Here is a 25,242-nt window from a genome sequence, read left to right as displayed (position 1 = left end):
TATGGGGAGATTATGGCTGATTGAAGGATTGCCAGGAAGCGGAAAGTCTACATTTGCCGAGAGGCTGCGAGATAAAAGGAATGGCAAGTTCTATTCGGAAGTAGATGCGTCACACCCCGTGGATATGCATGATGTCTATTGGGTCGAGGACAAACCATCAACCGGTCGCATTCTCGATGAAATCGAAAAAGGGTGGCTCGTCCGTTATGATGGTGATGAAGAACGGATCGGAACAGACGTCTACGAGTTACCTTTCGCCCTTCACACACGAATCATGTGCGAACGCTGGCGGCGTTATGTTCAAAAGTTAGATAGGGAGGAAGAGGACGTCATCTTTGAATGTGCGTTGCTCCAAAATCCTTTCACCATTGGAATGGTTGCCCAAGATGTTCCGTTAGCGGACGTGGAAGCATACGTTCAAGAGGTCGCAGACATTCTGAAACCGATTGATCCGATGGTCGTTTATTTGGCATTGGATGACGTTGCACGCATCTTTCCGATTGTATATGATGAACGACCGATGGGATGGCAAAGCGGTTTTGTCGAGTATTATACGAGCGGCACCTATGGTGTGAACCATTCGCATAAGGGTATGGCCGGAACGATTGAGATTTTAGTGGAACGCCAACGACGTGAGCTTGAACTGTTGAAACAATTACCTCTTCGCCACGCTCGGATTCAAAATGATAATCGGCATTCATTCGAAGAATTAACGAATTTATTAGAGGAGGAGTCGATTCGTACATGCAAACCTTAATCAAACATTCGGAACGTTTTTGGTATATGACACCCGTTGACCGTACCGATCGACCAATTCTCGGTGCCGTTATCGGCGATACGCATACGCTGCTCATCGATGCGGGCAATTCCGTTTCGCACGCCTCGTTGTTTTTAGAACAGCTAGAAAAACAAGGCCTACGTGCGCCGTCGATGGTCGCATTGACGCATTGGCATTGGGATCACATCTTCGGTTTACCTGCACTTGAAGGAATAGTCTCCATTGCGAGTGAAGCGACCAAACAGGGAATGGAAAAACTTGTCCCATATGCTTGGGATGATGTCTCTCTCGATGAGCGGGTGGCGCAAGGGATTGAAATCGCATTTTGCGCGGAAGCAATCCGTGAAGAATATGGAGACGCGCGCGATATCAAAATAGTATTACCTATGCTGACGTTTCAAGAATCGCTGACACTCGACCTCGGTGGCGTTCACGTCGTGTTACGACATGTCGGAGGAGACCACGCAAAAGATGCGGTTGTCCTTTACGTCGTAGAAGAATGGGTATTATTTTTAGGAGACGCGTTATACGCAGACATCTATTCTCCGACATGGCGAATGACTCCGGAAGAAACCCTGCGGTTGTTGAATGTATTGGAATCGTTTGATGCTAAACAGATTGTCTGGTCACACGGTGAGATGGTGAGTCGTGAATCCTTCGCAGAAGATTGCCTTGCATTAAGACGAATCGCCACCATTTCGAATAATTTCCCAGGAAATATTGATGAAATCACGCAGTCGTATGCTTCACTCGTCAATCGGGAGATCACCGAGGAAGAGAACGAGTTGATTACGTTTTTTGTGAATGGGACGGTGGGAAGATGACTTACACTATCACGCGGATTCACGAGGAAGACGAGACGTTCCAACAGTTTTTGACCACTCAATTACGTGAGTATAACAACGTTCGTTCGATTTACCATCGTGACATTCGCGAGGCGCACGTGCCGACCATTCAGTTGAAAGTGGAGCAAGAAGGACGGGTGATCGCCGGCTTATATGGGAGTGTGTATTGGGGATGGTTCGATTTGGATCGCCTTTGGGTCGATGCAGACTTTCATGGTCAGGGCATCGGTAGTCAATTGCTTGGAGAAGGGGAGGCGTTAGCGAAGTCGCTCGGTGCGACGCGTGTGAAATTGACGACGTTCTCGTTTCAAGCGAAACCGTTTTATGAGCGATTCGGTTACACGGTAATAGGTGTGCTACCGGACTATCCGCCGGGATCGGATTACTGTATGATGATGAAGCAATTATAAAAGGCGACACGAGGTCGCCTTTTTAATACACTTTATCCCCATTGAAGATTGAATTTTTCACCATGACGTAGTCTACGGTGCGCAATGCCTCGAGACTGTCACCACCCGCGTAAGAAATCGCCGATTGGAGGTCTTGCTCCATCTCGGTCAATGTATCTTGTAGTGCCCCTTTGTGTTCGACAAACATCTTTTTCCCCTCGACGTTCTTTCGCTCACCCTTTTGGAACTCAGAAGCAGAACCGAAATACTCTTTCAATTGTTTCCCGTCTTGCTCGAACGTTTCCCCCGGTGATTCATCGTGTCCTGCGAACAATGAACCAATCATGACCATCGAAGCGCCGAAGCGAATCGATTTGGCGATGTCACCGTGAGTACGGATGCCCCCATCCGCGATAATCGGTTTCGTCGCTGCTTTGGCACACCAGCGAAGTGCAGCCAATTGCCAGCCCCCGGTACCAAAACCTGTTTTGATTTTCGTGATACACACTTTACCAGGCCCGATTCCAACCTTCGTCGCATCCGCTCCGGCATGCTCTAATTCGCGAACGGCCTCTGGTGTCCCGACGTTCCCCGCGATGACGAATGATCCAGGAAGATGGTGTTTGATATGCTGAATCATTCGGATGACCGCATTCGAATGACCGTGAGCGATATCGATTGTAATAAATTCTGGCGTATGACCGGTCGATTTGAGCATTTCGATAAACCCATACTCTTCTTCCTTCACGCCGACACTGATGGATGCATACAAACCACGCTCATGCATGTCTTGGATAAACGCCAGGCGCGTCTCTGGATTGAAGCGATGCATGATGTAAAAATATCCGTTCTTGGCCAGCATCAATGCGACCTTTTCATCGATAATCGTCTGCATGTTAGCCGGAACGACCGGTAATCGGAACGTGAAGCCACCAAGCTCGACGGTCGGGTCACATTCCGAACGACTGTCGACAATACATTTTGCAGGAATTAATTGAATATCTTCGTAATCAAATACTTTATCCATATATCGCACCCCTATTCACGAACATTAACGTATTGAACAATAAAAAAACTTCGCCCATTCGGTAATATAACGTGAATAGAGTTTAAAGTCAAAGGATAACTCAATCAATTTATCTTAAAAATGAATAAAATTGAACGGATTGATGTTTAATGTTCGGATTTATGATTTATTTTCGATGTTTCACGTGAAAAAAGGACCACTTATTGGTGGTCCTTTGCGAGTGCATATTGATTTCGTCCACCTGCTTTGGCTTCATAGAGAGCGAGGTCGGCACGTTTTAGTAACTGTTTGGTCGACAACCCTTTTACAAATCGAGCACCCCCGACACTTGAAGTCGTAATGAACGTATGTTGGTCGATTTCCCATGGGCGCTGTAGTGCTTGAATGATTTTCTCTGCAACCCGATGTAGGGCACAGGGATCGTTGAAGCGAATGAGAACGGCAAACTCATCACCGCCAAGTCTGGCAATCATATCTTGTTTGCGAAGCACGGATGTCAATCGACGAGCGAGTTGTCGCAAGAGCTCATCGCCCACATCATGACCGAACGTGTCGTTGATTTGTTTGAATCGGTCAACGTCAAGAGCGAGGACGGCCAATTCACCTTGCTCGAATTCGGTTCGATCGATCGCTTCCTCGAGGTAAGCGAGGAAGAAACGACGGTTCGGTAAATCGGTCAGCGTGTCGTGATACGCCAAATGCTTCAGTTGCTTCTCTAGTGCTTTTCGCTGCATGATTTCTCGGCTGACCGTCAAATAGTGTAGGAGAAGTCCGGATTCATCATAGATGGCCTGAATTTTCGTTTCGAGCCAAATCCAGCGCTGGTCAGCATGGAAATGACGAAACTCAAGGGTCAAGGAGATGTCTTCTTCCTTCATTTCTTTCAACTGCTCCCGGACGATCTGGATATCGTCCGGATGGATATAGTCGAGCGTATTCTTCCCTTCGTAATATCCGGCCGCAAAACCGAGTACGGTACGGTGAGAAGGGGACGCATAACGAACAGTACCATCCCGTTCTAGTATGCAGACGAGGTCACTCATGTTTTCTGTGATCAATCGATATTGTAACTCACTCTGTCTTAACGCTTGTTCCATTTCACGTTTCTCCGTGACATCACGCAAAATCGTTAAGACGGCCGTTTCGCCCTCATAATCGATGAGAAGGCTACTGATATCCATCTGGAGCTTGTCTCCACTCGGTGTCATGATGACCATTTCCGTGTCTTGGACGGGGCCTCCGAGCTCGAGAGAGGCAAGTCGTTGACGGGTGGACTGATGATACTCTTCTGCGATGAATGAAAAAATCGATTCACTCTCTAGATAGGTTTCTCCGATTGTGGCGAGTGCCATCGCGTTCGCATATATAATCTGTCCTTCCTGATGCACAATGATGCCTTCCGGAATGGTTTCAATCAACTGACGGTAACGACGTTCGCTTTCGACCGTGGCACGCTCGGCATTTTTCTCTGGCGTCAAATCGATGATGATCGCAAACAGGCCGGTAATGTTACCGCCGACCTCGATTGGAATGTTGAGGACGGTTAAGTCGAGTCGTTCCCCGGATTGATGTTCAGCATAAATGGAATACTTGTGTGGAATCCCAGACAGCGTGAATTGTAACCCTTTCCTGACTCGAGACCGCTCACTCTCGGGAAGCCAATGCAGGAACGGATGATGAAGCATATCTTGTTCCGTATGACCGGTGATGACCGTGACGGCCGGGTTGACAGATTTGATGTTTAAATGATGGTCGAGTACAAAGATGCCATGTGGAGAATACCGTCGTAGCGACTCGTGATGATCTTTTAAGATCGACAATTCGAGTTCGCGACGCTTCCGTTCCGTCACTTCACGAACGACGGAGACGATATGGGTACAGCGCCCCTCATCATTGAAAATCGGAGTCACTTCTGACTCGAAATAATGAAGGGGGAGCGTCAATACATCATCCGCCTCGACCGTATCCGTATAAAAGGAGTCAGCAAGACGGTAGTCTTCATAGACGACACTCTTTTTTGTACGAATCGCTTCATCGTAATACTGCGTAATAAGTTTAGCGGTCTCGATCGGGACCAACTCATCGATGGTCTTCCCGACATCCGCATCTGACCAATTGATGGCCCGTTTCCCAGGCTCATTTACGAAGACGTAGCGATATGCTGAACCATCGACTTCCATAAAGAACACATAGTCTGAAATTTTATCGAACGTCCGTAGTAAAATCGATGCGTTGGATTGAAGTGTTTGGTCAGCTTTCATCTCGTCTCCCTCATTTCGTTCATTCTATTTTTTACACGTCATTTTTATCTTACCGCATCATTCGATCAAATGTGTGAACTTTCAAAAAAAGACGGGATGTACGTACACCCCGTCAAGCAGCTTCGTTCAGTTGTTTTTGTTCGTTCCGTCCATTCATGACGTAATACAAGAAAATGGTAAAGAGAACGACGCCTGAAAGAATCAAATAAAGTGTCGAGAAGCCCGTCAATGGAATCAACAACCCGATGAAATAAGGACCAAACCCTAGACCGGCATCAAGTGCGATGAAGAAGGTCGATGTCGCCATCCCCATTCGGTGGGGTGGAGAGGCCTTGACGGCGATTGCTTGAGTCCCGGATTGGATATTCCCGAAGCCTAATCCGATTAACGCACCGGCAAGTAGAAGCATCCAACCGCTGTTCGCCTGGCTGAGCACGAGCAGTCCAATCGCGAAGATGGCGATTGCCGGATACATGACGACGTTCGCTCCACGCGCGTCCATCAACTTTCCTGTGATCGGTCGTGATAATAGGACTGCGACCGAATAGACGAGGAAGAAGATGCTCGCCGCCTCGATCAAGTCGAGTTCACTCGCATAGAAGTTGATATAGGACAAGACACTCGAGTAGCTTAGTGCGGCCATCCCGATAATCAAGGCGATCGGTAGCGCTTTTGGTTCGACGAACGATTTTAAAGAGAATCCACGTACGACTTCAGGTGCGTCGACCTCAGGCACATTCACAAAGAACGTGCTCGCCAAACTGATGACCCCGATCACAAAGCAAAGAGCGAAGATGACGGTGAAGCTCGTGTGTTGGCTGAGAAGTAATCCGACGAAGGGCCCGATGGCTGTCGCCAGAGTAGAACTCATGCTGTAGTAACCGATCCCTTCACCTTTTCGTGTTGCAGGAATGACTTGCGCGACGATAGTTCCAGTTGCCGTACTCGACAATCCCATCCCGAGCCCGTGTACGAACCGTGTCAGCAATAAGAAACCGACACCCCAATGGACGAAGTACAATAAAATCGTGGCGGTGAAAAAGACGAGCCCGATATAAAGTGTCTTCTTCCGACCGATCGAATCGATTAGTCGACCGATGAACAAGCGCCCGGCCAGCGTCCCGATGATGAAGATGCCGGTGACGAGTCCCGCTTGACTCGTGGTCGCCCCGTACGACTCGACGGCATGCACCCCGATGGTGACCATCAATAAGAAAAAGATGAGCGTCAGGAAGAAGTTGATGAGCGAGATGATTAAAAAGTCTCTCGTCCAAAGTTTTTGAATAGGTTGTTGCATCATACGTGACGCCTCCTTTTCTTCAAATTCGAATAGTTAATAAACATAACTAAAAGAGTATACCAAATCAAATTAGGATTGTCCGAGATGATGCACTGCATGCAGTGCATGACAGACATGAAAAAACTCGACTCGGGAATCGAGTCGAGTCAAGTGACGTCGTTAGGCACGGTCCCAGAATCGGGCAGTCGCAATTCCATCGATGAACGCATTGAATCCATCGAGGTTATGCTCGTCGAACGTGAAGACACCAGGCTGGTCTTGCTTCACGCGACATGTGGCGAGAGCCTCTTTATGGTGTACGTGTAGAGCGAGCGGTTTATAGTGCTTGTACGTGTTCTCGATAAATTCGAGCACATCATCCTCGACAGTCGTCGCGGCACTCACCAAGAAGGCGGCATCGAAGAGGCTCGAGTCGACCGTATCGTACGTCTCCTTCACTTTCAAGTCACCAAGCATATACGCCTTCTTGCCGACAAGGCTGTAGTTGACGTTGTGATCGGCGAGCGTCTGCACCCACTGTTTCACCTGATTCGCATCCACGTCACCGGCAAGGAGAAGGGCGACGCTCTTCGTATCGGGCTTTTTGATTGTGTTCGCCATCGAGAGGGCAGGGGACGTCTTATCTGACTTGACCTCGTTGTTCTCTTCTGGCACATGTACTCCTAAGTTGTCGGCGACGACTTCAGCGAGATGACGATCGATGCGGTTCAATAAATCGACGGCATTCTCTTTCACCATGTCCGACTCACATTTTCCGAGCTCAAAACTGCAGGCATCTTGGATGTGTTGTTTTTCGACATCGGTCATGCTGTTATAGAAGAGTTTCGCCTGTGAATAGAAATCAAGGAAGCTGTCGCTACGTCCCCGAATCTTATGTCCATCGATTTTCTCTTGATAGTGCTCAAATCCACCTTGATCGGCTGGCACAGGTTCCGGCTGATTATTGTTGAGCGCATTTTTATGGTAGCTCGTCTGACCTTTGTGGACGGCCATTTGATGCATCCCGTCCCGCTGGTTGTTGTGGAAAGGACAGACGGGCTTGTTGATTGGGATCTGGTGGAAGTTTGGTCCACCGAGACGTGAAAGCTGCGTGTCCGTATACGAGAACAGACGACCTTGTAAGAGCGGATCGTTCGAGAAGTCGATTCCTGGGACGAGATGACCCGGGTGGAAGGCGACTTGTTCGGTTTCCGCGAAAAAGTTGTCGACGTTCCGGTTGAGTGTCATCTTCCCGACGAGTTTCACTGGAATCTCTTCTTCCGGCCACAGTTTGGTCGGGTCTAAGATGTCGAAGTCGTAGTTGAACTCGTCTTCTTCCGGGATCAGCTGCAGACCGAGCTCCCATTCCGGATAGTCGCCTTTATTGATGGCTTCATACAAGTCGACACGGTGGAAGTCAGCGTTTTTCCCGACTGCCTTTTGGGCTTCGTCCCATACTTGTGAATGAACCCCGAGCTTCGGTTTCCAATGGAATTTGACGAAATGCGCTTTTCCTTCCGCATTTACGAGACGGAACGTATGCACCCCGAATCCTTCCATCATGCGTAGACTACGCGGAATCCCCCGGTCACTCATTGCCCACATGACCATATGGGCTGTTTCATGGTTTTGTCCGACGAAATCCCAAAACGTATCGTGCGCGCTTCCCCCTTGCGGCACTTCCGTATGTGGTTCAGGCTTCACGGCATGAACGAGGTCAGGGAACTTGATGGCATCTTGGATAAAGAAGACCGGAATGTTGTTTCCGACTAAATCATAGTTCCCTTCGTCTGTATAGAACTTCGTCGCAAAACCACGGACGTCACGTACCGTATCCGCGGACCCGCGTGAGCCTTGGACGGTCGAGAAACGGACGAATACCGGTGTCGTCTTCGAAGGGTCATTCAAAAAGTTCGCTTTTGTGAACTCGGCGAGCGGTTCATACACCTGGAACTCCCCGTGTGCCCCGACGCCGCGCGCGTGGACGATTCGTTCCGGAATCCGTTCATGGTCGAAGTGGGTCATCTTTTCGCGGAAATGGAAATCCTCGATCAATGTCGGACCACGACGTCCTGCTTTCAGCGAGAATTCGTCTTCCGCCATCTTCAGACCTTGGTTTGTCGTCAAGCCAGCTTGTTGTTCGTTATCAATCGTATGTTGTTTTAACTGCTCTTCTTTCTTGTTCCCCATGTGATTGCCTCCCTTAAGTATGACTGACCGTCGTAAGTCGCGTTTTGACCTACTGTATCGGTGTTCCCTAACGCCAATAAAAAAATCCCTCTTTTTCAAAAAAGAGAGATTTCACACAAATATTTATAACGCGGCCCACACATGTTGTTTCAATACGATTTGTTGTACCACTTTAGGGTCGAGTTCGTATTCAGTGGCAATGATGCGTGTTACTTTCGCTTTCGCATCGGGGTCGTCAGGATTTTGTTTCGTATATTGATTTTGCCATGACCTCCAAATTTGAATCTCTGCATCGGTCAATTTGGTCGCCCATTCTTTTTCTCGAAGTTGCCAACCGAACATCATCTCGTCTGTTTGACCGGGTTCCACCCAGTCTGCAAGTGCATAGTCGCCTTCCGGAGCGAATACGGCTTCACCAAGTGGCGGTTCCGTCCCGATATAGGCAGCATCATCATAAAATCGTAACAATGCGGCCTGGAACTGATCAGACTGTTTCACGTCATCGATGACGTCATGGCTGACAGATTGAAGCTCATCCGTACTCGGTTCACCATGTACGACGATATCATATTCGAACCGAGTGATACCGTCTTCTTCAATGGGAGTACGTTCTTCAATCGTATATATTTCCTCGGAAATAGAGGTTTGTTCAGACTTCAACTGCGTTGTAGGGGACGATTCCTGCGGCCAAAACCAGAGGGCGAAGCCGAGAGGGACGAGGAATACGGCGAGACGACGTAGTCGGTACACCTTGTTTGATTTTCTTTTTTTCTTCAATCCAAAAACACTCCTTTAATTATGTAACAATCCCCAAAATATCGGGGATTACGTTCGATCTAAACGAACGAGGTCCGCATCGGGATGCGACTGACCACGAACGAGGGAACTTAAAATACGAGAACCAAGCATGCTATACACCGTCCCATTTCCCCCATATCCGAGCAAATAAAACAAGTTCGGTCGATTCGGGTGCTCCCCGATGAACGGGAGTTGGTCCACCGACTCTCCGAACAAGGCGACCCAAGCATAATCGACTTCTAGGTCATACATCGGGAAGAGCTCGGCGATTTTTTCTTTCACCCGTTCCGCCCGGTCGTTCATGAGCGCCTCGTCGTGCGGCGTCTCTGCCTTGTCTTCGTCAAGTCCGCCAGCGATAATCCGCCCGTCCGGAGTCGTGCGTAGATAGAGATATGGTCGTTTCGTCTCCCAAATGAGTGCACGCCCTTCCCATTCACTGAACTCGGCGATTGGGTTCGTTGCGATGGCGTATGACCGATTCAAATCGATTCGATGGGAGTCGAGTAGGGGAGCCGGTCCATAACCTGTTGCAAAGATGACTTTATTCGCTTTAAATGTTCCGTTTGAGGTGAACACGATCCATCCGTCACCATCAGACACGATTTCATCTACTGATGTCTCTTCAAAAATCGGGACGTGTTGTTTTGATAAATAGCGGATGATTTGACGACTGAGCGTGAGTGGGTTGACCTCGGCATCGCCTTTGGTGATGAGGGCCGCCGGTTTTTCAAATGGGAAGCGTTCACGTAATGCTTCACGATCCAACCACTCCACATCAAAACCATGTTTGGATAGCATCTCATACTCACGTTTCAATTTGGCAACATCGACCTCTTCGCTCGCAAAACAAAGACTGTCCCGTCGGATATATATATCGGAAGCATCGACATCTTTCGCCACCTGATCGAGTGATTCGACCGCGTTGAGACATAATTGATAGAAGCGTACCGCTGCCGCTTCTCCAATTTTTTCTGCGAGTTCGTGTAACATGATGTCATTTGAATATTGAATTAAACCGGTATTTGCTGATGTGCTTCCTGTACCGACTTTTCGCCCATCGAGCACCGCAAAATCGACTCCATCCTGCTGAAGCGTATAGGCCGTCAACGTTCCAGACATGCCGGCTCCGATGACGAGTACGTCGTAATGCTCTTTTTTGTCAGGTCTTTCTAACACGACATCCTCTGATTCGGTCGTTGGCCAATATAAATCTCCGTTATACAATTCCATCGTTTCATCCTCCATGATTCAGTATCTTCCTCTTTATCCCCGCTTCAAGAGAGGTGAAACCAAAAAACCGCAGACGATGTGTCTGCGGTTCAACATGTTATTTCTTGATGATGATTGATGAAGGAGAAGCACCTTTCGTATATGTGATGCGTTGGACATGTTTCGCCCCACGAATCTCAGCAAGGTTTTTCCCGTCAACGATTACTTCTTTTACCGTCGCGCCTTTGAAGTCGATGATGGCACCGGCTTCTTTCGGTTTCACTTGAACGACGACATTTTTCAACGGTTCTCCTGTCAATTCCGTGTATACGCCACGAACGAAGATACCGTTTTTAAAGTTCGTGCCTTTTCCGATTGTCACGCCGATGTAATCCTCTTGAAGGACGAGGCGAGCAGCTTTATGGTTTTCTACAGTGTAACGCGTCAATTCCACTTCTGGTTCCGGTGTGAAGTCGATTTGTGCAAGTACTGGATCATGGTCACTCGCACGCCCTGACATCTCAGTGAAGTCCGAGTTGACGTGAATCATGTCAATTTTCGTAGAAGCGGCCAAGCGGTTCGAGACGAGGATATGATCGAGTACTTGTGAGTTCCCTTGATACACATACGAGTAGCGGTCGACAGCAGGAACTTTCTCGACCATGTTCGTCATCAAGTCACCTTTAAAGATTTGGAGCGCATCCGAGAATTCGAAATCGTTGAAGTCACCAAGTGCTACAACATTCGCTTCTGGATTCTTCGTCTTCACGTCTGCGACGAAGTTGTGGACGACTTGTGCGATTTTCTTACGTTGCACTTCACTTCCGAGTACGACCGGTTGTTGTGACCCGAAGAAGCCGGTGTCACCACCTTTTGAGTTCCAGTGGTTCGCGATCACGATGACGTTCTCGCCTTGGAAGTCGAATTGAGCAGCTAACGGTTTACGTGAACGATCGAACGCTTCGTTCGTCGGATCGATACGTCCCGGATTGTGCGTCAATTTCCCGTCAGCATATCCGACGGCCGTCGTCGCGTCACCGGCAGGCATTCCCTCCGTCAATGACACGCGCTCAGGATCGTACAAGAAGCCGACACGGATGTTGGCATCCGGTGCACCACCGTCTTGGTTGTTCTCTGGGTCGATGTTGACGTATTTATATGTCTTCCCACCGACAGCGACAATGTTATCGATTAAGCGCTGATAGCTCTGGTCAGCGGCAGAACCTGCCCCTTTATCCTGTCCATCGTTGTCCTGTACTTCCGTCACACCGATGATGTCAGGGCTGTTCAATTCGTTGACGAACGCTTTCGCCAGTTTGAGTGCCTTTTCATCTGATGTTTCTTTGATGTTGTTCGAGAAGTTCTCTAAGTTATACGATGCAATTGTTAATTGATCTTCTTCTGCCTCGATGAATGTCTTCTCACGCTGCGCATCTCCTTTGACGAATGAAGCTTTCATGTCTTCAAGTGAGGCTTGAATCTTATAGTTACCGAATGAATAGCCGACGACACCGACGATCGGTCCGTTGAAACGGTCGCCCGTCGCGACATCGAAGTCACGAGCTTCTGCATTTGGTTCGAGACGGAACTGAATGCGTTCTGGGTTCGCGTCGTTCTTTTTCAATAAGACACCGCCATTATATGTCTCTGTTGGCGTATCTTCGAGAACTGTGACTAAGTCACCATATTCTTGTGGTCCAACCGATTTCAAGTTGTTCGTTTGAACGCGCATCCCTTCAAGGCTCTCCCAGAAGTCGATGGCATCCTTCTCCGGGTTGAAGACGGCGAGGTTATCGCTGTCGATAAACTCAGTCGGAAGGTTTGAGGCATCAATCGTAATTGGAGTCGGAAGTGTCACGCCGCTCGCGACGACTTCAACTTTTCCGTTACGCGTATCGATTTGTGTCATCTTCATATCCGTCTGTTGGCGATCACTATATCCTTCGATTGCGTACTCGCTCACTTTTCCGTTCACTTTTACGAGGTCCCCGACTTGAATGCCAGCAATCGAACGTCCGCCGTAAAGGACAATCCCTTCAGATGTCCGTGCATCGTCATCGGCTTCCGAATCAGGCGTTTGGATGAAGTAATAGGTCGTTCCACTTGAGACGAACGTAGACGTGACGATTCCTTCGACACCTTCAACCGTCTGTCCGTTCATCGGAGTCGTATGGTTCGCACCTTGGATGTCGTGAATGCGAATCTTGTCTGTGATCTTATAAGAGAATGTTGAGACGGCGCTGAACGAGTCGCCTGTTTTCACGACCGTTTTCAACGTCGTCGAGTTTTCAATGCGGATTGGGTTTTCGTAACGAAGCCCATTCTCTTTTGGATCAGAGCCGTCGAGTGTATAGAAAATCTCTGCGTCTGCTGTCGTTGTCGAGAGCGTCACGTCTTGTGGACCAACGAATGTACCGGCACCTGGTTTCGCGACAGCCGGCCGAAGAACGGACGTATCGATAACCGTGTCCGCCGGGTCACGAGGGATGATTTGGTACGTATCGTCAAACTGTTGAACGATTCCTGTGATCGATGAATAGTTCACATCCGTCTGTAAATCAAGGATGCCTCGCTCGTCGCGAACGACGAACTCCTTCGTTCCGTCCGTCGCCGTCAAGTTCTGACCGCTACCTGTGAGTGTGACATTTTTGACGGTAACGAGTTCGGATTCGACGTCCTCGTTGATTTGTTCCCCTGTCAAGACTTGGGCAGTAGGAAGTGTTGCTGCCTGTTTCGAGACGACGACGGCATTGTTCAATTGAAGAAGCTCACGATATGAACCGACGACCCCTGTGACAACGATCTCATCTCCGACGTTGACGGCAAGAGATGTCGGACGGATAGACAGACCACCTGTCGCGTCTTGGATCGAGATGGTGTTCGCTAATTTAGCCGTGACGACTCCTTTTACGGTGACCGTTTCATTTTCTGCCTTTGTTCGTGCATCAGCAATTGAAATCGGTGTGATCGGTGCAGGAGGTTCTGTTGTATCGCCATCTCCGTATTCAACGCCTTGGAACGTATGTAACCCGAGATTGTCGAACGTGTCTTGTGGTGTCGATGACCATTCGACAGCCGGGTCGAAGGCATCACTGCCATCACTGTCTCCCTTTGTGACCGTGTCTTTACGAATGAGCGATTGGTCAGCAGTCGCAACGGTCGTTCCCCATTTTGTTCCTGGGTCGAAGCCGAGTTGACCGAAGACATCAAGAACCGTGTCTCCTTTTTTCAAGACGATCGTGTCATCCCCGTTGAAGTTCGTCACGGCGCTCGTCGTGTCCGATTTCGCTTTCAATGCGTCTGACGCACTACCATTCACAATGACATATGTCGCCCCTGGTGCGAGGGTGCCAGTCAAATTCAATGTATTTCCGGCAGTCGTACCTCCGTTTGAATACAGTTCAATTTTGTAAGCGGAAAGGTCGATTGTCGCGTTCGTTCCGTTGAACAACTCGATGGCTTTGTTATTGCTCGATCCTTCTACGTACTCGGAAATGAAGAGGTCTGATGCGTTCAACGTCTCAGCGTTTACATTTGCCGCAATCGGCGTCATGCTGCTGACGATGAGCCCTGCTGATAAGGCGAGGCCAGTGACTGCCTTAAATGATTGTGTTGGTTTCCCCATGTGTAAGTCTCCCTTAGATGTAATGGTCTAATCCGATTTCCCCAACTCGTGTCGTTATAAATAAGTGAATTTATATCCTCCTTTTTCAAAAAAACGACATGATAGCGCTTACATTACTTTTCTTGTGACGAATCTCTTGAAAAATTATTCGTGTATTGTCAAAAATGGCACGTTCATTTCCCAAGTTTTTTACTACATGTTAAACATAACCAAGCAGACGTCAGAACTCAATCCACTAAACACGAAGTTATGATTACATTTTGATTACAAGGTAAATGTAGTCGGAAGAACTTGACGAGTAGCTTGATAACTCTTACACTCTTCTAATACGAATTAATTGTATCGGTTAAGTTGGAATTAAAGGAGGCACTAATGAAAGCAGTCAATTACCCAGTCATTCCTGGAGCAGGCGCGTTTTATTATGAAGGAAACGAAATCGGTATTTTGCTTTGTCACGGCTTTAACGGGACACCTCAGAGTGTACAGGACGTCGGAATTGAGTTGATGAAGCAAGGGTTTACGGTGTATGCCCCGCGCTTGAAAGGGCATGGGACACATCCGGAAGACTTTCGATGTTCCACGCATCGATGTTGGTATAAAAGTGTGACGAAAGGAATCGAGCGATTACGCGAGTCGTGTCAGACGGTCATCGTCGTCGGTCAGTCAATGGGTGGGACGTTGGCACTCAAGGCTGCCCTTGAAGGAAAGGCGGATGCGATTGTGACAATCAATGCCGCGTTATCGGTACCAGGATATGCGTGTCATGCGTCGGATACCGAGTGTCGATTTATCGACGAAGATGCGCCCGACATCTTGGCAAAAGACGTATATGAGATTGTCTATGACCGTGTGCCTACAAGAGCGATTCGGGAATTGCTTTCGCTGATTGACGAGGTGCGACCGCACGTCGGAGCGGTTGATGTGCCGACATATGTCATCCATTCTGCTGTCGACAACGTAGTACCGCCTTCCGACTCCATCTGGTTGTTCGATCAGTTACAAGGAAAAAAAGAATACGCGGTGCTTCCTAACTCGTATCACGTCGCGACGATGGACCATGATTGGAAGCATTTGTCGAAGCTGATCACGACCTTCTGTGAACAGGTTGGGGCGCGCCATCAAAATGCAGTGTAAAACTGCATTTTTTTGTGGGCTCATTCTTTGCAAACGCTTGCACTAGTGCTATGGTAGATGTGAATCATACCTTATTGTAGGAGGCACGGTGCCGTATGGAGACGTTGTTCAGCCAAACGAAACAAACAGAAATCAGTCGTGTATGGTGGAAAGAGGCCATCGCCTATCAAATTTATCCAAGAAGTTTCAACGATTCGAACGGGGATGGAATCGGTGATCTTCGCGGAATCATTGAAAAGCTCGATTACTTAGAAGACCTTGGAATTGATGTCATTTGGATTTGTCCGATGTACAAATCGCCAAATGATGATAACGGATATGATATCAGTGACTATCAAGACATTATGGACGAGTTTGGGACGATGGAGGATTTTGATGCTTTGCTAGAGGCGGTGCATGCACGAGGGATGAAACTGTTGCTCGATCTCGTTGTCAACCATACGTCGGACGAACATCCATGGTTCCTTGAATCGAAAAGCTCGAAAGACAATCCGAAACGGGATTGGTACATTTGGCGAGATGGGAAAGATGGGATGCCACCGAGTAACTGGGCGAGTATCTTTGGCGGGTCCGCTTGGGAATATGATGAACAGACCGATCAATATTACTTGCACGTCTTCTCGAAGAAACAACCCGATTTGAACTGGGAGAATCGTGAAGTTCGGACGGCTGTCTATGACATGATCAACTGGTGGCTCGATAAAGGAGTAGACGGATTCCGTGTCGATGCGATCAGTCATATTAAAAAGATGCCGACGGAGACGATGTTACCTTCTCCGGACGGGAAATCGATCGTTACGGCGTTTTCGATGTACTCGAATATCGATGGAATCCATGAATATCTACAAGAGATGAAGCGAGAAACGTTCTCCAAATACGACATTATGACTGTTGGGGAGACGAATGGCATTGAGCCGGAAGAAGCCGACCAATGGATGGGACCAGAGAATGGTGCGATGAATATGGCCTTTCACTTTGATCATGTCGATATCATGCGACGGTCGCGTCTTGCCCCGCTCGATGTCGTCGAGCTGAAACGAATCTTCGATAAATGGCAGCAGGGGTTACGCGAAACTGGATGGAACGCATTATACATTGAAAACCATGACATGGTGCGAGCGGTATCTCTCGTCGGGGATGAGCATCATTATTGGCGTGAAAGTGCCACGGCGCTTGGGATGATGTACTTCTTCATGCACGGGACACCATTCATTTACCAAGGACAAGAAATCGGGATGAAGAATGTCCCGCTCCCATCTATCCATGACTATGATGATGTCGCGACGAAAAACGAGTACTTTGAACGCATCGCGAATGGGATGAGTGAAATCGATTCGATGCAACAAGTATGGGGCACATCTCGTGATAACGTCCGGACACCGATCCAGTGGGATGCCTCACCTTATGCCGGTTTCTCGACGACGACCCCATGGATGCCGATTCACGAAGAGTATGAGACGCTCAACGTCGAAGCACAGCGAAACGACCAGCACTCCATTCTGTCGTTCTATAAGGAGATGATCCGTCTTCGTCGAGCTGAGGAGACGTTTACGTATGGTCGTTATCGTGACGTCTTGCCTGAACATAAGCAAGCCTTCGTCTATGAGCGTACGTTTGAGAACAACCGCTTCTTCGTGGTCGTCAACTTGACCGCCAATCCGGCAGAAGTGACCGTTCCGGAAATTGCAGGCGCTACGCTTGTCATGACGAATGAGATTGACCCCGAGACGATTGATACGGAAACGTTTATGCTTCGTCCATTCGCAGCACGGTTATATCGTTTATGATAGAGAGGTACCTTCCTAGGAGGGTACCTCTTTTGAATGAGGGGTGTGACGAGGATGCATACGATTGAATTTTCCAATGACAACGAGGTCGTACGCATGGTCATTGGTGGTGCCGATCGCGAACGGTTGGAATTGATGATTGATGAGCGACGCGTTACGATTTACGTGAAAGCGTATCTCGATTTTGGAGAGGCGTTCGCCAAGGCGTTTCATTCGTTGAAAGGGACGGCCGCACTCCGTGATGTGGAAGGACAGTATGTCATGGATGTGATCTTTTCGTATCGAGGGGTCAGCGTTCGATTGCATGATCCGTTTCCTGAGAAGACGCTTCAGACCGATCAAAGTTACATGACAGAAACGATGCGACAAATTGGCATCTGGAATAGGCTGTGACAAATGAGGGAAAAGAGCATATGATAGAGATTGACTAAATGGAAAGGGGTGTCGGGTATGGATGGAACGAAACGTGCTGACATTCGCCCAGGACTCCACGTCCAAATCGTTTTAAAACAAGATCAACGAAGCGGAAAGCTGACGAAAGGCGTCGTTCAAGATATATTGACGAACTCGCCACGTCATCCGCACGGAATCAAAGTGCGTTTGAGCGATGGACAGGTCGGTCGTGTGAAAGTGATCGAAGCTGGAGGTGAGTAAGATGAGTGAGAAAAAACTATCTTTTCAAGAGGCGATGAAACAAAAGCTGGCAGAGAAGAAGCAAAATCAAACGAAGGTTCCGACGGGTTTACATGGTACAAAACAGAAACCGTTGACGAGCCAATTGACGAAAAAACCAAATAACCAGAAGAAACGTACTGGTATTTAAACTCGCAGCTACTCGAAAAGAGTGGCTGTTTTTTTGATTATTCATTTCGTTATTGTGAATTATAATCATGATTTAATATTTCTAAACATTTTTATGTAAGCGCTTTAAGTGCTTATAAATAAGGAATCTCGCTTATATGATGTGAAAAAAGAGTGAAATGACCTATAAAAAAATTATTGATAATTGTCAGAATCTTTGTATAATTCAGAACTAAGACATCATAAAAAATTCTCAACTTCAGATTCACACAACAGGGAGGAACTTATTCATGGAAGCGATTCAAGGTATGTTACAAGGAAGCGTCGACTTTTTGAACAACATCTTATGGTCGTACGTATTGATCGCCGTTCTCGTTGGAGCCGGGATCTACTTCACGGTCAGAACACGTTTTATGCAGTTCCGTTACTTAAAAGAAATGTTACGTACGGTGACAGATAAATCGGACGTTACACTTTCAAAAGACGGGAAGAGTATTTCTTCAATGAAATCATTCTTTATCGGTGCCGCGACTCGAATCGGTACAGGTAACCTTGCCGGGGTCACGGTAGCGGTCACACTTGGTGGACCAGGAGCGGTCTTCTGGATGTGGATCGTCGCCCTTCTCGGTGGTGCGACAGCCATGATTGAAAGCACGCTCGCTCAAGTATACAAAGTGAAAGACGATGTCGCGTACCGCGGTGGTCCAGCTTACTACATCGAAAAAGGTTTGAACAACCGTGCACTTGGAATCGTATTTGCGGTTCTCATTGCTGTCACATTCGGACTCATCTTCAACTCTGTTCAATCGAACACAATCGCTGCAGCATTCGATAACGCATTTGGAATCGATGCGGCGATCGGCGGAGCAATCTTAGTTGTTCTTACTGGTCTTGTCATCTTTGGTGGTGTACAACGTGTCGCGAACTTCTCGGCGATCGTCGTACCAGTCATGGCTGTTCTCTACCTTGCCATCGCACTCTACGTTGTCGTTGTGAACTTTGCTGAACTTCCAGGCGTCTTCGCTATGATTTTCCAAAGCGCATTTGGTTTGAACGAAGCAGTCGGTGGTTCAATCGGTGCTGCAATCTCAATGGGTGTACGCCGTGGACTCTTCTCGAACGAAGCAGGTATGGGTTCTGCACCAAACGCAGCAGCTGCTGCTGAAGTATCGCACCCTGCGAAACAAGGTTTCCTTCAAGCACTCGGTGTATTCTTGGATACGTTGATCGTATGTACAGCAACTGCAGCGATCATCCTTCTCTCAGACAGCTACGCTGCTGGAAATGGTGAAGGGATTGTCCTTCTTCAAAACGCATTGACTGAACAAATCGGAGCACTTGCCCCAGCATTCATCGCTGTCAGCGTCTTCTTGTTCGCCTTCAGCTCGATCGCAGGAAGCTACTACTACGGTGAAACGAACATCGAATTCATTAAGAAGAGCAAAGGTGCAGTTCTTGGATTCCGTCTTGCGACAATGGCATTCGTCTTCATCGGAGCGGTCGCAAGCCTTGGATTCGTATGGAGCCTCGCTGACCTCTTCATGGCAGGGATGACATTGATCAACATCGCGGCAATCACATTGCTCGGTGGCGTTGCCTTCAAAGTTCTTAAAGATTACGAAGAGCAACGAGCTCAAGGTCTCAACCCACGCTTCTCGGCTCGTAAACTCGGTATCGAGAATACAGAGTGCTGGGATGTGGAAGAAGACGAAGTGGCACAAGGTACTGTTCAAGCAGCAGCAGCCGACGCTTCAAAATCATAATTCGTGAAATGCAACAAACAGGGACCCTGCTAATCGAGGTCCCTGTCTTTTTATGCATGATAACGTATCGGCTTGACGGTTTGTTCCGTCTCCGATTTGTTCAAATACAAGTAACTTCCGGCAACGAACAACGCACCACCGACAATATTACCGAGTGTGGCGAAGAATAGATTGTAAAGGGCACCGCTAAAGGTGACGAGGTCCGACGGTACATAGTGGAGCGCGAGAGCGAAAACGCCCATGTTCGCAATCGAGTGCTCGAATCCAGCGGCAAAAAATACGACGACCGGAAGCATCGTCAGCATAATCTTCGCGACATCATTGTTCGTTTTGAGTGGCATGAAGATGGCCAAACAGACGAGCACGTTACATAAGATTCCTTTCAAGAAAATAGCAAGGGCGTCTCCACCGATTTTCTTCGCGGCGACGACAGCAAGCAAATGGTCACCCGACACGTCACCCATGCTGTGAGCTCCGATGACGAGAAGCGATAGCATGACGGCACCGATCAAGTTACCGACCCAACTGAGTCCCCATATTTTTGCGAGGTCGAACCAAGCGACACGTCCCCGTTTTGCACCAGTGTAGAGATACATCGTGTTGCTCGTAAACAATTCTCCCCCCATCCAGACGATGAAGACGAGTGCCACTGAGAAACTGGCGCCCGCAATCAGCATCGTTCCGGGGACATCGATGAACATGTTTCCGACGGTGAATGAGAAGACGACTCCAATTCCGATTAAAAAGCCAGCGATTATCGATCGCAACATGTATTGAGGAAATGAATGTTGAAGCAATGATGATTTCTTAAATGCGGCTTCTTCCATATAATCGACGACTTGCTTTTCCATGAAAAGACCTCCTTTAGACCCTTTCAGTCTAGGAGGTCAACGTGAAGTTTGCAATTGTTTTCACAAACTTTCAAGAAGTTCTCAAGAAACCGTTCACATCGTTGCCACGAGTTCAACTTTGATGCGGTCCGGGTCTTCAAAAAATAGTGCTGTATAGTTTGGGCCTCCTGCGTGGGGGAAGCGGTCTGCGTACAATTCACGAAACCCGTGTGATGCGAGCTGTTGCCGAACTTCTTCTAATTGTGCGAGGGAAGACGCATGAAATGCCAAGTGGTTGAGACCAGTCTTTTTTCGGTGATACGGTGGCGCAAGGTGAGTCTTTTCCGTTTGAACGAACACGAGATATGTTTCACGGTATCGATAGCTCCGTCCTTCTGGCCAAGATTGATAGAGCGTGTAATCAAGTTGTTCACAGAGGAGCCATTCCCAGGCACGTATACTGTCGTGTAGGTTTGAAACGTAAAGCTCAACATGGTGAAGCATGAGAATCATCCTTTCGATGGACGTTTGAAAATGGTCCGTTCGGTATAATTGAACTATACAACGAATGAGGGAGGAAACGTATGGATCGGACAGGGCTCGTCTCAAATATTTTGATTGCCGGAAAGACCGGTGTCGGAAAGAGTGCGTTTATCAACTATATATATGGACATGACGTCGCCGAATCGCGTGCTGGAAGTCCGGTCACCGCAGAAGGACTTCACGAATATGAGTATTACGATTTAGAGCGGGGTATCTTGTTTCGTTTTTTTGATACGTGGGGGCTCGAAGCAGACCGCTCTGAAGAGTGGCATCAAGCGATCTTATCCATCGTCCATCAGCGTGAAGGCGCGCTCGATATCGCGGAGTGGTTTCATACGATTTACTACTTGTTGTCGGTGCAGTCAGGACGTGTCGAGGCATATGAGCTCGAGGCGATTTTAAAACCTTTATATGAGCGGGGGAGCAACGTCACCCTCATTCTGACTAACTTCAACGAAGACGACCCGATGAGTGTGCAAAAGGCAGAGGCGATGGAACGGGTATTGTTACGTGCACTACCGATTGAAGAAGAGAACATCATCCGTGTCAACAGTGTCGAAAAGAAGTTACTCACAGGAAAACACGTCCCGGTAAGAGGATACGAAGAGGTATGGAATCGGAATCGGACGAATCTATGGAAAGACATCGAGCGAAAACTTCCCATTAACTTGACGAATCATCTTCTTGAAGAGTTAGAGGATTGGCGAATTCGGAGTATCGCTTCTGCAGAGACGATTCGGATGCTGACCCCGCAAGCGATGATTAGTTGGAAAGCTAGAAAAATAGAGAAAGATTTAGAAAAGACGCTTGAAGAGGCCGCTTTGACGACGGAAGAGGCGATGGCAGAAGGGGTGCGTCATTATATCCAACTCATGCAGCGGTACCCGCTAGTCGGAGAGCAAGCAGACCTTTTGTTTAGAACAAGACGAGTTGAGCTCGGATTTGACTACTCGTTCGGAAAAACAGTTCGAAAGATGGTTCTCGGAATGATTCCTGGAGTGCACTTCATCTACTGGGCATTCAAGCGTCGGGCGGCAGAGCGAGGGATTAAAAAGGCCATCGAGCAACAATATGCATCTGTAAGACAAACGATTGAAGAAGAGATTCGACGCGGCTTTGAGCGCGAGATGGGTCAGCTTGGTCGCACGCTCAACTCATAAGGGGGAAACGTAAATGGAATCGACGAAACGATTTGATTTTAAAGATTATGATTTAAAGGCAGAGCTCGAACGGCTACGGGGCAATGTCAAAAAACCAAACATCCTCATCGCGGGAGCAACGGGAGCAGGAAAGAGTTCTGTTGTGAACTACGTGTTTGGACGTGATTTGACGAAAGTAGCAGCCGGGGAACCGGTCACAAGAGGAATTCATCAATATACGAGTGATGATATCGCAGTCACCTTGTTCGACAGCGAAGGATATGAGATTGGGAGTGCGCGGCAACAACATTACGAAGAGGAAGTCATCGGGTTTGTGGAGAACGCAAAGCGGCAAGAGGCATCCAAACGACTTCATCTCGTCTGGTATACCATCAACGCTGCGACAAAGCGTGTCACACCACTCGACAAGGCCTTGATTCGCCGTCTACGTGAATCGACCGCTGTCGCTGTCTTATTCACACAAATCGATCAGGTCGATTTAGAGGAACTGACGGCATTACGGAATGAACTGAATGGAATCCTTCCGGAAGAAGCGATCTTCCAAGTCAGCATTTCTTCGGAAATATTGAACGATGAAGCGTTGCGTCAATATGTGGATTGGGAACGACTGATTGCGTGGTCGGTTGAACAGCTAGATGCTTCCTTGCAGGAAGGGCTCTTGATGGAGATTCATGCAGAGAGTGAAGCGATGCTCAAGTTAAAGCGTAAAAAGGCGAATCGAATTATCTCTGGCTATGTCGCGAGCGCAGGAACGGCTGCTGCGGTTCCGCTCCCGTTTGCTGATGCCGTGGCATTGACGCCGATTCAGGTGACGATGAGCGTCCATCTATTTCGCTATTGGGGTGTCAAAGCGAGTGATGATTTGTTGAAGACGCTCATTGGAAGTACCATCATTCCACAAATCGGTCGCACGTTATCGAAAACGATCTTATTGAACGTCATGAAGTTTTTCCCGGGAGCGAACGCAGCGGCCGGTGTCATCAATGCGACCGTCGCATCAGGGATCACGTGGGCCATCGGACTCGCAATTAACGAAATCGCTTATCGTAATGCTATGGATTCATCGAAAACGATTGAACAGTTGTTAAATCAAGAGTTCGGATCGCTATTTGAACAGTTTTTGAAGCAAAAACCGAAGGCGGATCAACCCTCTTAACGCCTCCCATTTGTTAGACTACAAGTAAGTGTAGAGAGGGGGAGAAAAATGAAAAAGCGAATCTATATTACGCGTCGCTTGCCAGAAGAGGCAGTCGAACCGCTTCGCGATCAATACGATGTGCGCATGTGGAAGCATGAAGGGGAAAGTGTGCCGCGAGAGGTTCTTTTAGAAGAAGCGTCATCTGCGCATGCGCTCTGGACCATGCTCAGCGACACGATTGACCGTGAAGTGTTTGAGCGTGCCACACATTTAGAGGTCGTCTCCAATTTGGCGGTCGGATATAACAATATCGATTTGAACGCAGCGAAAGAGAATGGCGTCATCGTCACCAACACACCCGATGTCTTGACGGAAACGACAGCAGATTTGACGTTTGGTCTCATGATGATGACGGCACGACGTCTCGGAGAGGCGGAACGTGACTTGCGCGCCGGGGAGTGGAAGTCCTGGCTGCCGATGGGCTACGTCGGGATGGACCTTTATCAAGCGAAATTGGGTATCATCGGAATGGGGCGAATCGGTGAAGCGGTCGCACGTCGGGCAAGAGGATTTGACATGGAAGTTCTATACCATAACCGGACACGGCGACATGAGTCGGAGTCGATGTATGGCTTCACCTATGCGGAACTCGATGAACTATTGACACAATCCGATTTCGTCGTCGTTCTCGCACCGCTCACGGACGAGACACGGGGAATGCTCGGGGCTAAAGAGTTTGCCAAGATGAAGGAAACATCCATTTTCATCAATGTGGCTCGTGGAGAAATCATCGATGAACAGGCGCTATATGAAGCACTTAAAGCGAGGAAGATTTGGGGAGCGGGATTAGACGTATTCACAAAAGAACCAATCGACCTCGGTCATCCATTATTGACGCTTCCGAACGTGACGACATTACCGCATATCGGGAGTGCAACGATTCGGACACGTCTGGCGATGATGGCATTGAATCGAGATGCCATCACAAATGTGCTCGAAGGGAAAGAACCGAAGAATCGTTTGACGTAAGAAGAGCCTGACGCGGGTGCGTCAGGCTCTTTGTTACTATGTTAGAAACGTCGGATATTATCCGGATCTTCTACGTCATTTCGATAAGCACGATCATCGAGACCACGTAGTTTTTCCTCGCGATCTGGATTCTTCGTTTCTTTATCCAGTCTATCTTGCTCCGGGTCTACGGGATGGCTTGGGTCGACGGTCTGAGCCTCACGGTAAGGTTTTGAGTCGATTTCCAATCCATCGTCAGTATGACTACCGAGATGAGTCGATGATGCGTCTTGATATGGTTTCGAATCGACTGTCACCCCGTCTTGATGACGACGTTCAAAGTCTTCATCCACATAAACGAGGATTTTCCCGGCTTCTACATCGTCATAGTGACGTTTTACTTCCTCTTCGCTCAGTCCCATGTTGCGTAGACCAGCGTGCACGTCTTCATGACCGCTGAGGAACGCCCGAACCTTATCGAACCAGCTCGCTTGATGGGTCGCTTCCGTATGAACATCTGTATCACGTCTCAAAATCGAAACGTTGTCTTCATGTTTTGTGACGACATAAATGTGTGAGTCTTCATAACCTTTCGCTCGCAACTCCTCGATTTTCCCAAGTGCTGCATCCTGCGTGTCGTGCATGCTGATAAATCGTTTCTCATTCATAGTCGTTCC

The 25,242-nt window shown here is 48.3% G+C and carries 22 protein-coding genes; 12 read left to right on the top strand and 10 right to left on the bottom strand.

Going from position 1 to position 25,242, the window contains the following annotated elements; genetic code table 11:
- The first annotated feature begins 1 nt into the window (after window position 1).
- Genes KNO79_RS11905 through KNO79_RS11895 form a run of 3 tightly spaced genes read left to right on the top strand, consistent with a single transcriptional unit; the run spans window position 2 to window position 2,033 of the window.
- Window positions 2-757 carry a P-loop NTPase family protein gene (locus KNO79_RS11905; protein WP_214691380.1) on the top strand — a complete coding sequence of 252 codons (756 nt, stop codon included), beginning with the start codon at window positions 2-4 and terminating at the stop codon, window positions 755-757.
- Window positions 745-1,602 carry an MBL fold metallo-hydrolase gene (locus tag KNO79_RS11900; RefSeq protein ID WP_214691379.1) on the top strand — a complete coding sequence of 286 codons (858 nt, stop codon included), beginning with the start codon at window positions 745-747 and terminating at the stop codon, window positions 1,600-1,602. The genes KNO79_RS11905 and KNO79_RS11900 overlap by 13 nt, the downstream gene beginning before the upstream one ends.
- Window positions 1,599-2,033: a GNAT family N-acetyltransferase gene (locus tag KNO79_RS11895; protein WP_214691378.1), complete on the top strand. Its 435-nt coding sequence runs from the start codon at window positions 1,599-1,601 to the stop codon at window positions 2,031-2,033. Before KNO79_RS11900 ends, KNO79_RS11895 begins: the two co-directional genes overlap by 4 nt.
- Before the next feature lie 22 nt (window positions 2,034-2,055).
- Here the strand turns inward: KNO79_RS11895 and guaC are convergent, their stop codons facing one another.
- The 7 genes from guaC to KNO79_RS11860 form a co-directional block, all read right to left on the bottom strand.
- Window positions 2,056-3,039, bottom strand: a complete 984-nt coding sequence (guaC, locus tag KNO79_RS11890) for a GMP reductase (RefSeq protein WP_031424215.1) — start codon at window positions 3,037-3,039, stop codon at window positions 2,056-2,058.
- Between the two features lie 200 nt (window positions 3,040-3,239).
- Entirely contained in the window at window positions 3,240-5,300 is a 2,061-nt protein-coding gene (locus KNO79_RS11885) for a PAS domain S-box protein (protein ID WP_214691377.1), read from the bottom strand.
- 112 nt (window positions 5,301-5,412) lie between these two features.
- Window positions 5,413-6,597: an MFS transporter gene (locus tag KNO79_RS11880; RefSeq protein WP_214691428.1), complete on the bottom strand. Its 1,185-nt coding sequence runs from the start codon at window positions 6,595-6,597 to the stop codon at window positions 5,413-5,415.
- 162 nt (window positions 6,598-6,759) lie between these two features.
- A complete protein-coding gene (locus tag KNO79_RS11875) occupies window positions 6,760-8,769 on the bottom strand; it encodes a catalase (RefSeq protein WP_074035142.1) in 2,010 nt (669 codons plus the stop codon).
- A gap of 123 nt (window positions 8,770-8,892) precedes the next feature.
- Complete coding sequence (locus KNO79_RS11870) at window positions 8,893-9,546, bottom strand: hypothetical protein (RefSeq protein ID WP_214691376.1); 654 nt, start codon at window positions 9,544-9,546, stop codon at window positions 8,893-8,895.
- Between the two features lie 48 nt (window positions 9,547-9,594).
- Window positions 9,595-10,797, bottom strand: coding sequence for an NAD(P)/FAD-dependent oxidoreductase (locus KNO79_RS11865; RefSeq protein WP_214691375.1), 1,203 nt, complete (start codon window positions 10,795-10,797; stop codon window positions 9,595-9,597).
- 97 nt (window positions 10,798-10,894) lie between these two features.
- Complete coding sequence (locus tag KNO79_RS11860) at window positions 10,895-14,401, bottom strand: lamin tail domain-containing protein (RefSeq protein WP_214691374.1); 3,507 nt, start codon at window positions 14,399-14,401, stop codon at window positions 10,895-10,897.
- A 372-nt stretch (window positions 14,402-14,773) separates the two neighbouring features.
- Here KNO79_RS11860 and KNO79_RS11855 point away from each other — a divergent pair, with 372 nt between their 5' ends.
- The 6 genes from KNO79_RS11855 to KNO79_RS11830 all read left to right on the top strand — a co-directional run bounded on the left by KNO79_RS11855 (window position 14,774) and on the right by KNO79_RS11830 (window position 19,886).
- Complete coding sequence (locus tag KNO79_RS11855; RefSeq protein WP_159563255.1) at window positions 14,774-15,535, top strand: alpha/beta hydrolase; 762 nt, start codon at window positions 14,774-14,776, stop codon at window positions 15,533-15,535.
- Window positions 15,536-15,666: 131 nt separating this feature from the next.
- Window positions 15,667-17,322, top strand: coding sequence for a glycoside hydrolase family 13 protein (locus KNO79_RS11850; protein WP_214691427.1), 1,656 nt, complete (start codon window positions 15,667-15,669; stop codon window positions 17,320-17,322).
- Window positions 17,323-17,376: 54 nt separating this feature from the next.
- A complete protein-coding gene (locus KNO79_RS11845; protein ID WP_214691373.1) occupies window positions 17,377-17,715 on the top strand; it encodes a hypothetical protein in 339 nt (112 codons plus the stop codon).
- A gap of 57 nt (window positions 17,716-17,772) precedes the next feature.
- On the top strand, window positions 17,773-17,976 hold the full coding sequence (locus KNO79_RS11840) for a YwbE family protein (protein WP_015880320.1): 204 nt from the start codon (window positions 17,773-17,775) through the stop codon (window positions 17,974-17,976).
- Window position 17,977: 1 nt separating this feature from the next.
- The gene (locus KNO79_RS11835) at window positions 17,978-18,145 is read left to right on the top strand and encodes a hypothetical protein (RefSeq protein WP_015880321.1); all 168 of its coding nucleotides are present in this window, start codon (window positions 17,978-17,980) and stop codon (window positions 18,143-18,145) included.
- Between the two features lie 268 nt (window positions 18,146-18,413).
- Window positions 18,414-19,886 carry an alanine/glycine:cation symporter family protein gene (locus KNO79_RS11830; protein WP_074035131.1) on the top strand — a complete coding sequence of 491 codons (1,473 nt, stop codon included), beginning with the start codon at window positions 18,414-18,416 and terminating at the stop codon, window positions 19,884-19,886.
- 50 nt (window positions 19,887-19,936) lie between these two features.
- On the opposite strand, the gene KNO79_RS11825 is transcribed toward KNO79_RS11830, so the two are convergent.
- Entirely contained in the window at window positions 19,937-20,737 is an 801-nt protein-coding gene (locus tag KNO79_RS11825; protein ID WP_214691372.1) for a formate/nitrite transporter family protein, read from the bottom strand.
- Between the two features lie 93 nt (window positions 20,738-20,830).
- Window positions 20,831-21,220, bottom strand: a complete 390-nt coding sequence (locus tag KNO79_RS11820; protein ID WP_214685001.1) for a VOC family protein — start codon at window positions 21,218-21,220, stop codon at window positions 20,831-20,833.
- Window positions 21,221-21,300: 80 nt separating this feature from the next.
- Here KNO79_RS11820 and KNO79_RS11815 point away from each other — a divergent pair, with 80 nt between their 5' ends.
- The 3 genes from KNO79_RS11815 to KNO79_RS11805 are packed head-to-tail and all read left to right on the top strand — an operon-like array spanning window position 21,301 to window position 24,586.
- Entirely contained in the window at window positions 21,301-22,419 is a 1,119-nt protein-coding gene (locus tag KNO79_RS11815; protein WP_214691371.1) for a GTPase, read from the top strand.
- Window positions 22,420-22,432: 13 nt separating this feature from the next.
- Window positions 22,433-23,575, top strand: a complete 1,143-nt coding sequence (locus tag KNO79_RS11810; RefSeq protein WP_214691370.1) for a YcjF family protein — start codon at window positions 22,433-22,435, stop codon at window positions 23,573-23,575.
- 48 nt (window positions 23,576-23,623) lie between these two features.
- Complete coding sequence (locus KNO79_RS11805; RefSeq protein ID WP_214691369.1) at window positions 23,624-24,586, top strand: 2-hydroxyacid dehydrogenase; 963 nt, start codon at window positions 23,624-23,626, stop codon at window positions 24,584-24,586.
- 41 nt (window positions 24,587-24,627) lie between these two features.
- On the opposite strand, the gene KNO79_RS11800 is transcribed toward KNO79_RS11805, so the two are convergent.
- Complete coding sequence (locus tag KNO79_RS11800) at window positions 24,628-25,233, bottom strand: YflT domain-containing protein (RefSeq protein WP_214691368.1); 606 nt, start codon at window positions 25,231-25,233, stop codon at window positions 24,628-24,630.
- Window positions 25,234-25,242 lie beyond the last annotated feature (9 nt).

The sequence above is a fragment of the Exiguobacterium sp. s43 genome, assembly GCF_018617255.1.
Classification (GTDB): domain Bacteria; phylum Bacillota; class Bacilli; order Exiguobacteriales; family Exiguobacteriaceae; genus Exiguobacterium; species Exiguobacterium profundum.
This window is presented reverse-complemented; position numbering and strand designations above follow the sequence as displayed.

Excerpts from the sequence above, each read along its gene's own strand:
- KNO79_RS11825 (WP_214691372.1), bottom strand. The coding sequence starts at position 20,737 with ATGGAAAAGCAAGTCGTCGATTATATGGAAGAAGCCGCATTTAAGAAA.
- KNO79_RS11865 (WP_214691375.1), bottom strand. The coding sequence starts at position 10,797 with ATGGAATTGTATAACGGAGATTTATATTGGCCAACGACCGAATCAGAG.
- KNO79_RS11860 (WP_214691374.1), bottom strand. The coding sequence starts at position 14,401 with ATGGGGAAACCAACACAATCATTTAAGGCAGTCACTGGCCTCGCCTTA.
- KNO79_RS11810 (WP_214691370.1), top strand. The coding sequence starts at position 22,433 with ATGGAATCGACGAAACGATTTGATTTTAAAGATTATGATTTAAAGGCA.
- KNO79_RS11840 (WP_015880320.1), top strand. The coding sequence starts at position 17,773 with ATGGATGGAACGAAACGTGCTGACATTCGCCCAGGACTCCACGTCCAA.
- KNO79_RS11880 (WP_214691428.1), bottom strand. The coding sequence starts at position 6,597 with ATGCAACAACCTATTCAAAAACTTTGGACGAGAGACTTTTTAATCATC.
- KNO79_RS11845 (WP_214691373.1), top strand. The coding sequence starts at position 17,377 with ATGCATACGATTGAATTTTCCAATGACAACGAGGTCGTACGCATGGTC.
- KNO79_RS11835 (WP_015880321.1), top strand. The coding sequence starts at position 17,978 with ATGAGTGAGAAAAAACTATCTTTTCAAGAGGCGATGAAACAAAAGCTG.
- KNO79_RS11855 (WP_159563255.1), top strand. The coding sequence starts at position 14,774 with ATGAAAGCAGTCAATTACCCAGTCATTCCTGGAGCAGGCGCGTTTTAT.
- KNO79_RS11815 (WP_214691371.1), top strand. The coding sequence starts at position 21,301 with ATGGATCGGACAGGGCTCGTCTCAAATATTTTGATTGCCGGAAAGACC.
- KNO79_RS11805 (WP_214691369.1), top strand. The coding sequence starts at position 23,624 with ATGAAAAAGCGAATCTATATTACGCGTCGCTTGCCAGAAGAGGCAGTC.
- KNO79_RS11820 (WP_214685001.1), bottom strand. The coding sequence starts at position 21,220 with ATGCTTCACCATGTTGAGCTTTACGTTTCAAACCTACACGACAGTATA.
- KNO79_RS11800 (WP_214691368.1), bottom strand. The coding sequence starts at position 25,233 with ATGAATGAGAAACGATTTATCAGCATGCACGACACGCAGGATGCAGCA.
- KNO79_RS11905 (WP_214691380.1), top strand. The coding sequence starts at position 2 with ATGGGGAGATTATGGCTGATTGAAGGATTGCCAGGAAGCGGAAAGTCT.
- KNO79_RS11885 (WP_214691377.1), bottom strand. The coding sequence starts at position 5,300 with ATGAAAGCTGACCAAACACTTCAATCCAACGCATCGATTTTACTACGG.
- KNO79_RS11895 (WP_214691378.1), top strand. The coding sequence starts at position 1,599 with ATGACTTACACTATCACGCGGATTCACGAGGAAGACGAGACGTTCCAA.
- KNO79_RS11875 (WP_074035142.1), bottom strand. The coding sequence starts at position 8,769 with ATGGGGAACAAGAAAGAAGAGCAGTTAAAACAACATACGATTGATAAC.
- KNO79_RS11900 (WP_214691379.1), top strand. The coding sequence starts at position 745 with ATGCAAACCTTAATCAAACATTCGGAACGTTTTTGGTATATGACACCC.
- KNO79_RS11830 (WP_074035131.1), top strand. The coding sequence starts at position 18,414 with ATGGAAGCGATTCAAGGTATGTTACAAGGAAGCGTCGACTTTTTGAAC.
- guaC (WP_031424215.1), bottom strand. The coding sequence starts at position 3,039 with ATGGATAAAGTATTTGATTACGAAGATATTCAATTAATTCCTGCAAAA.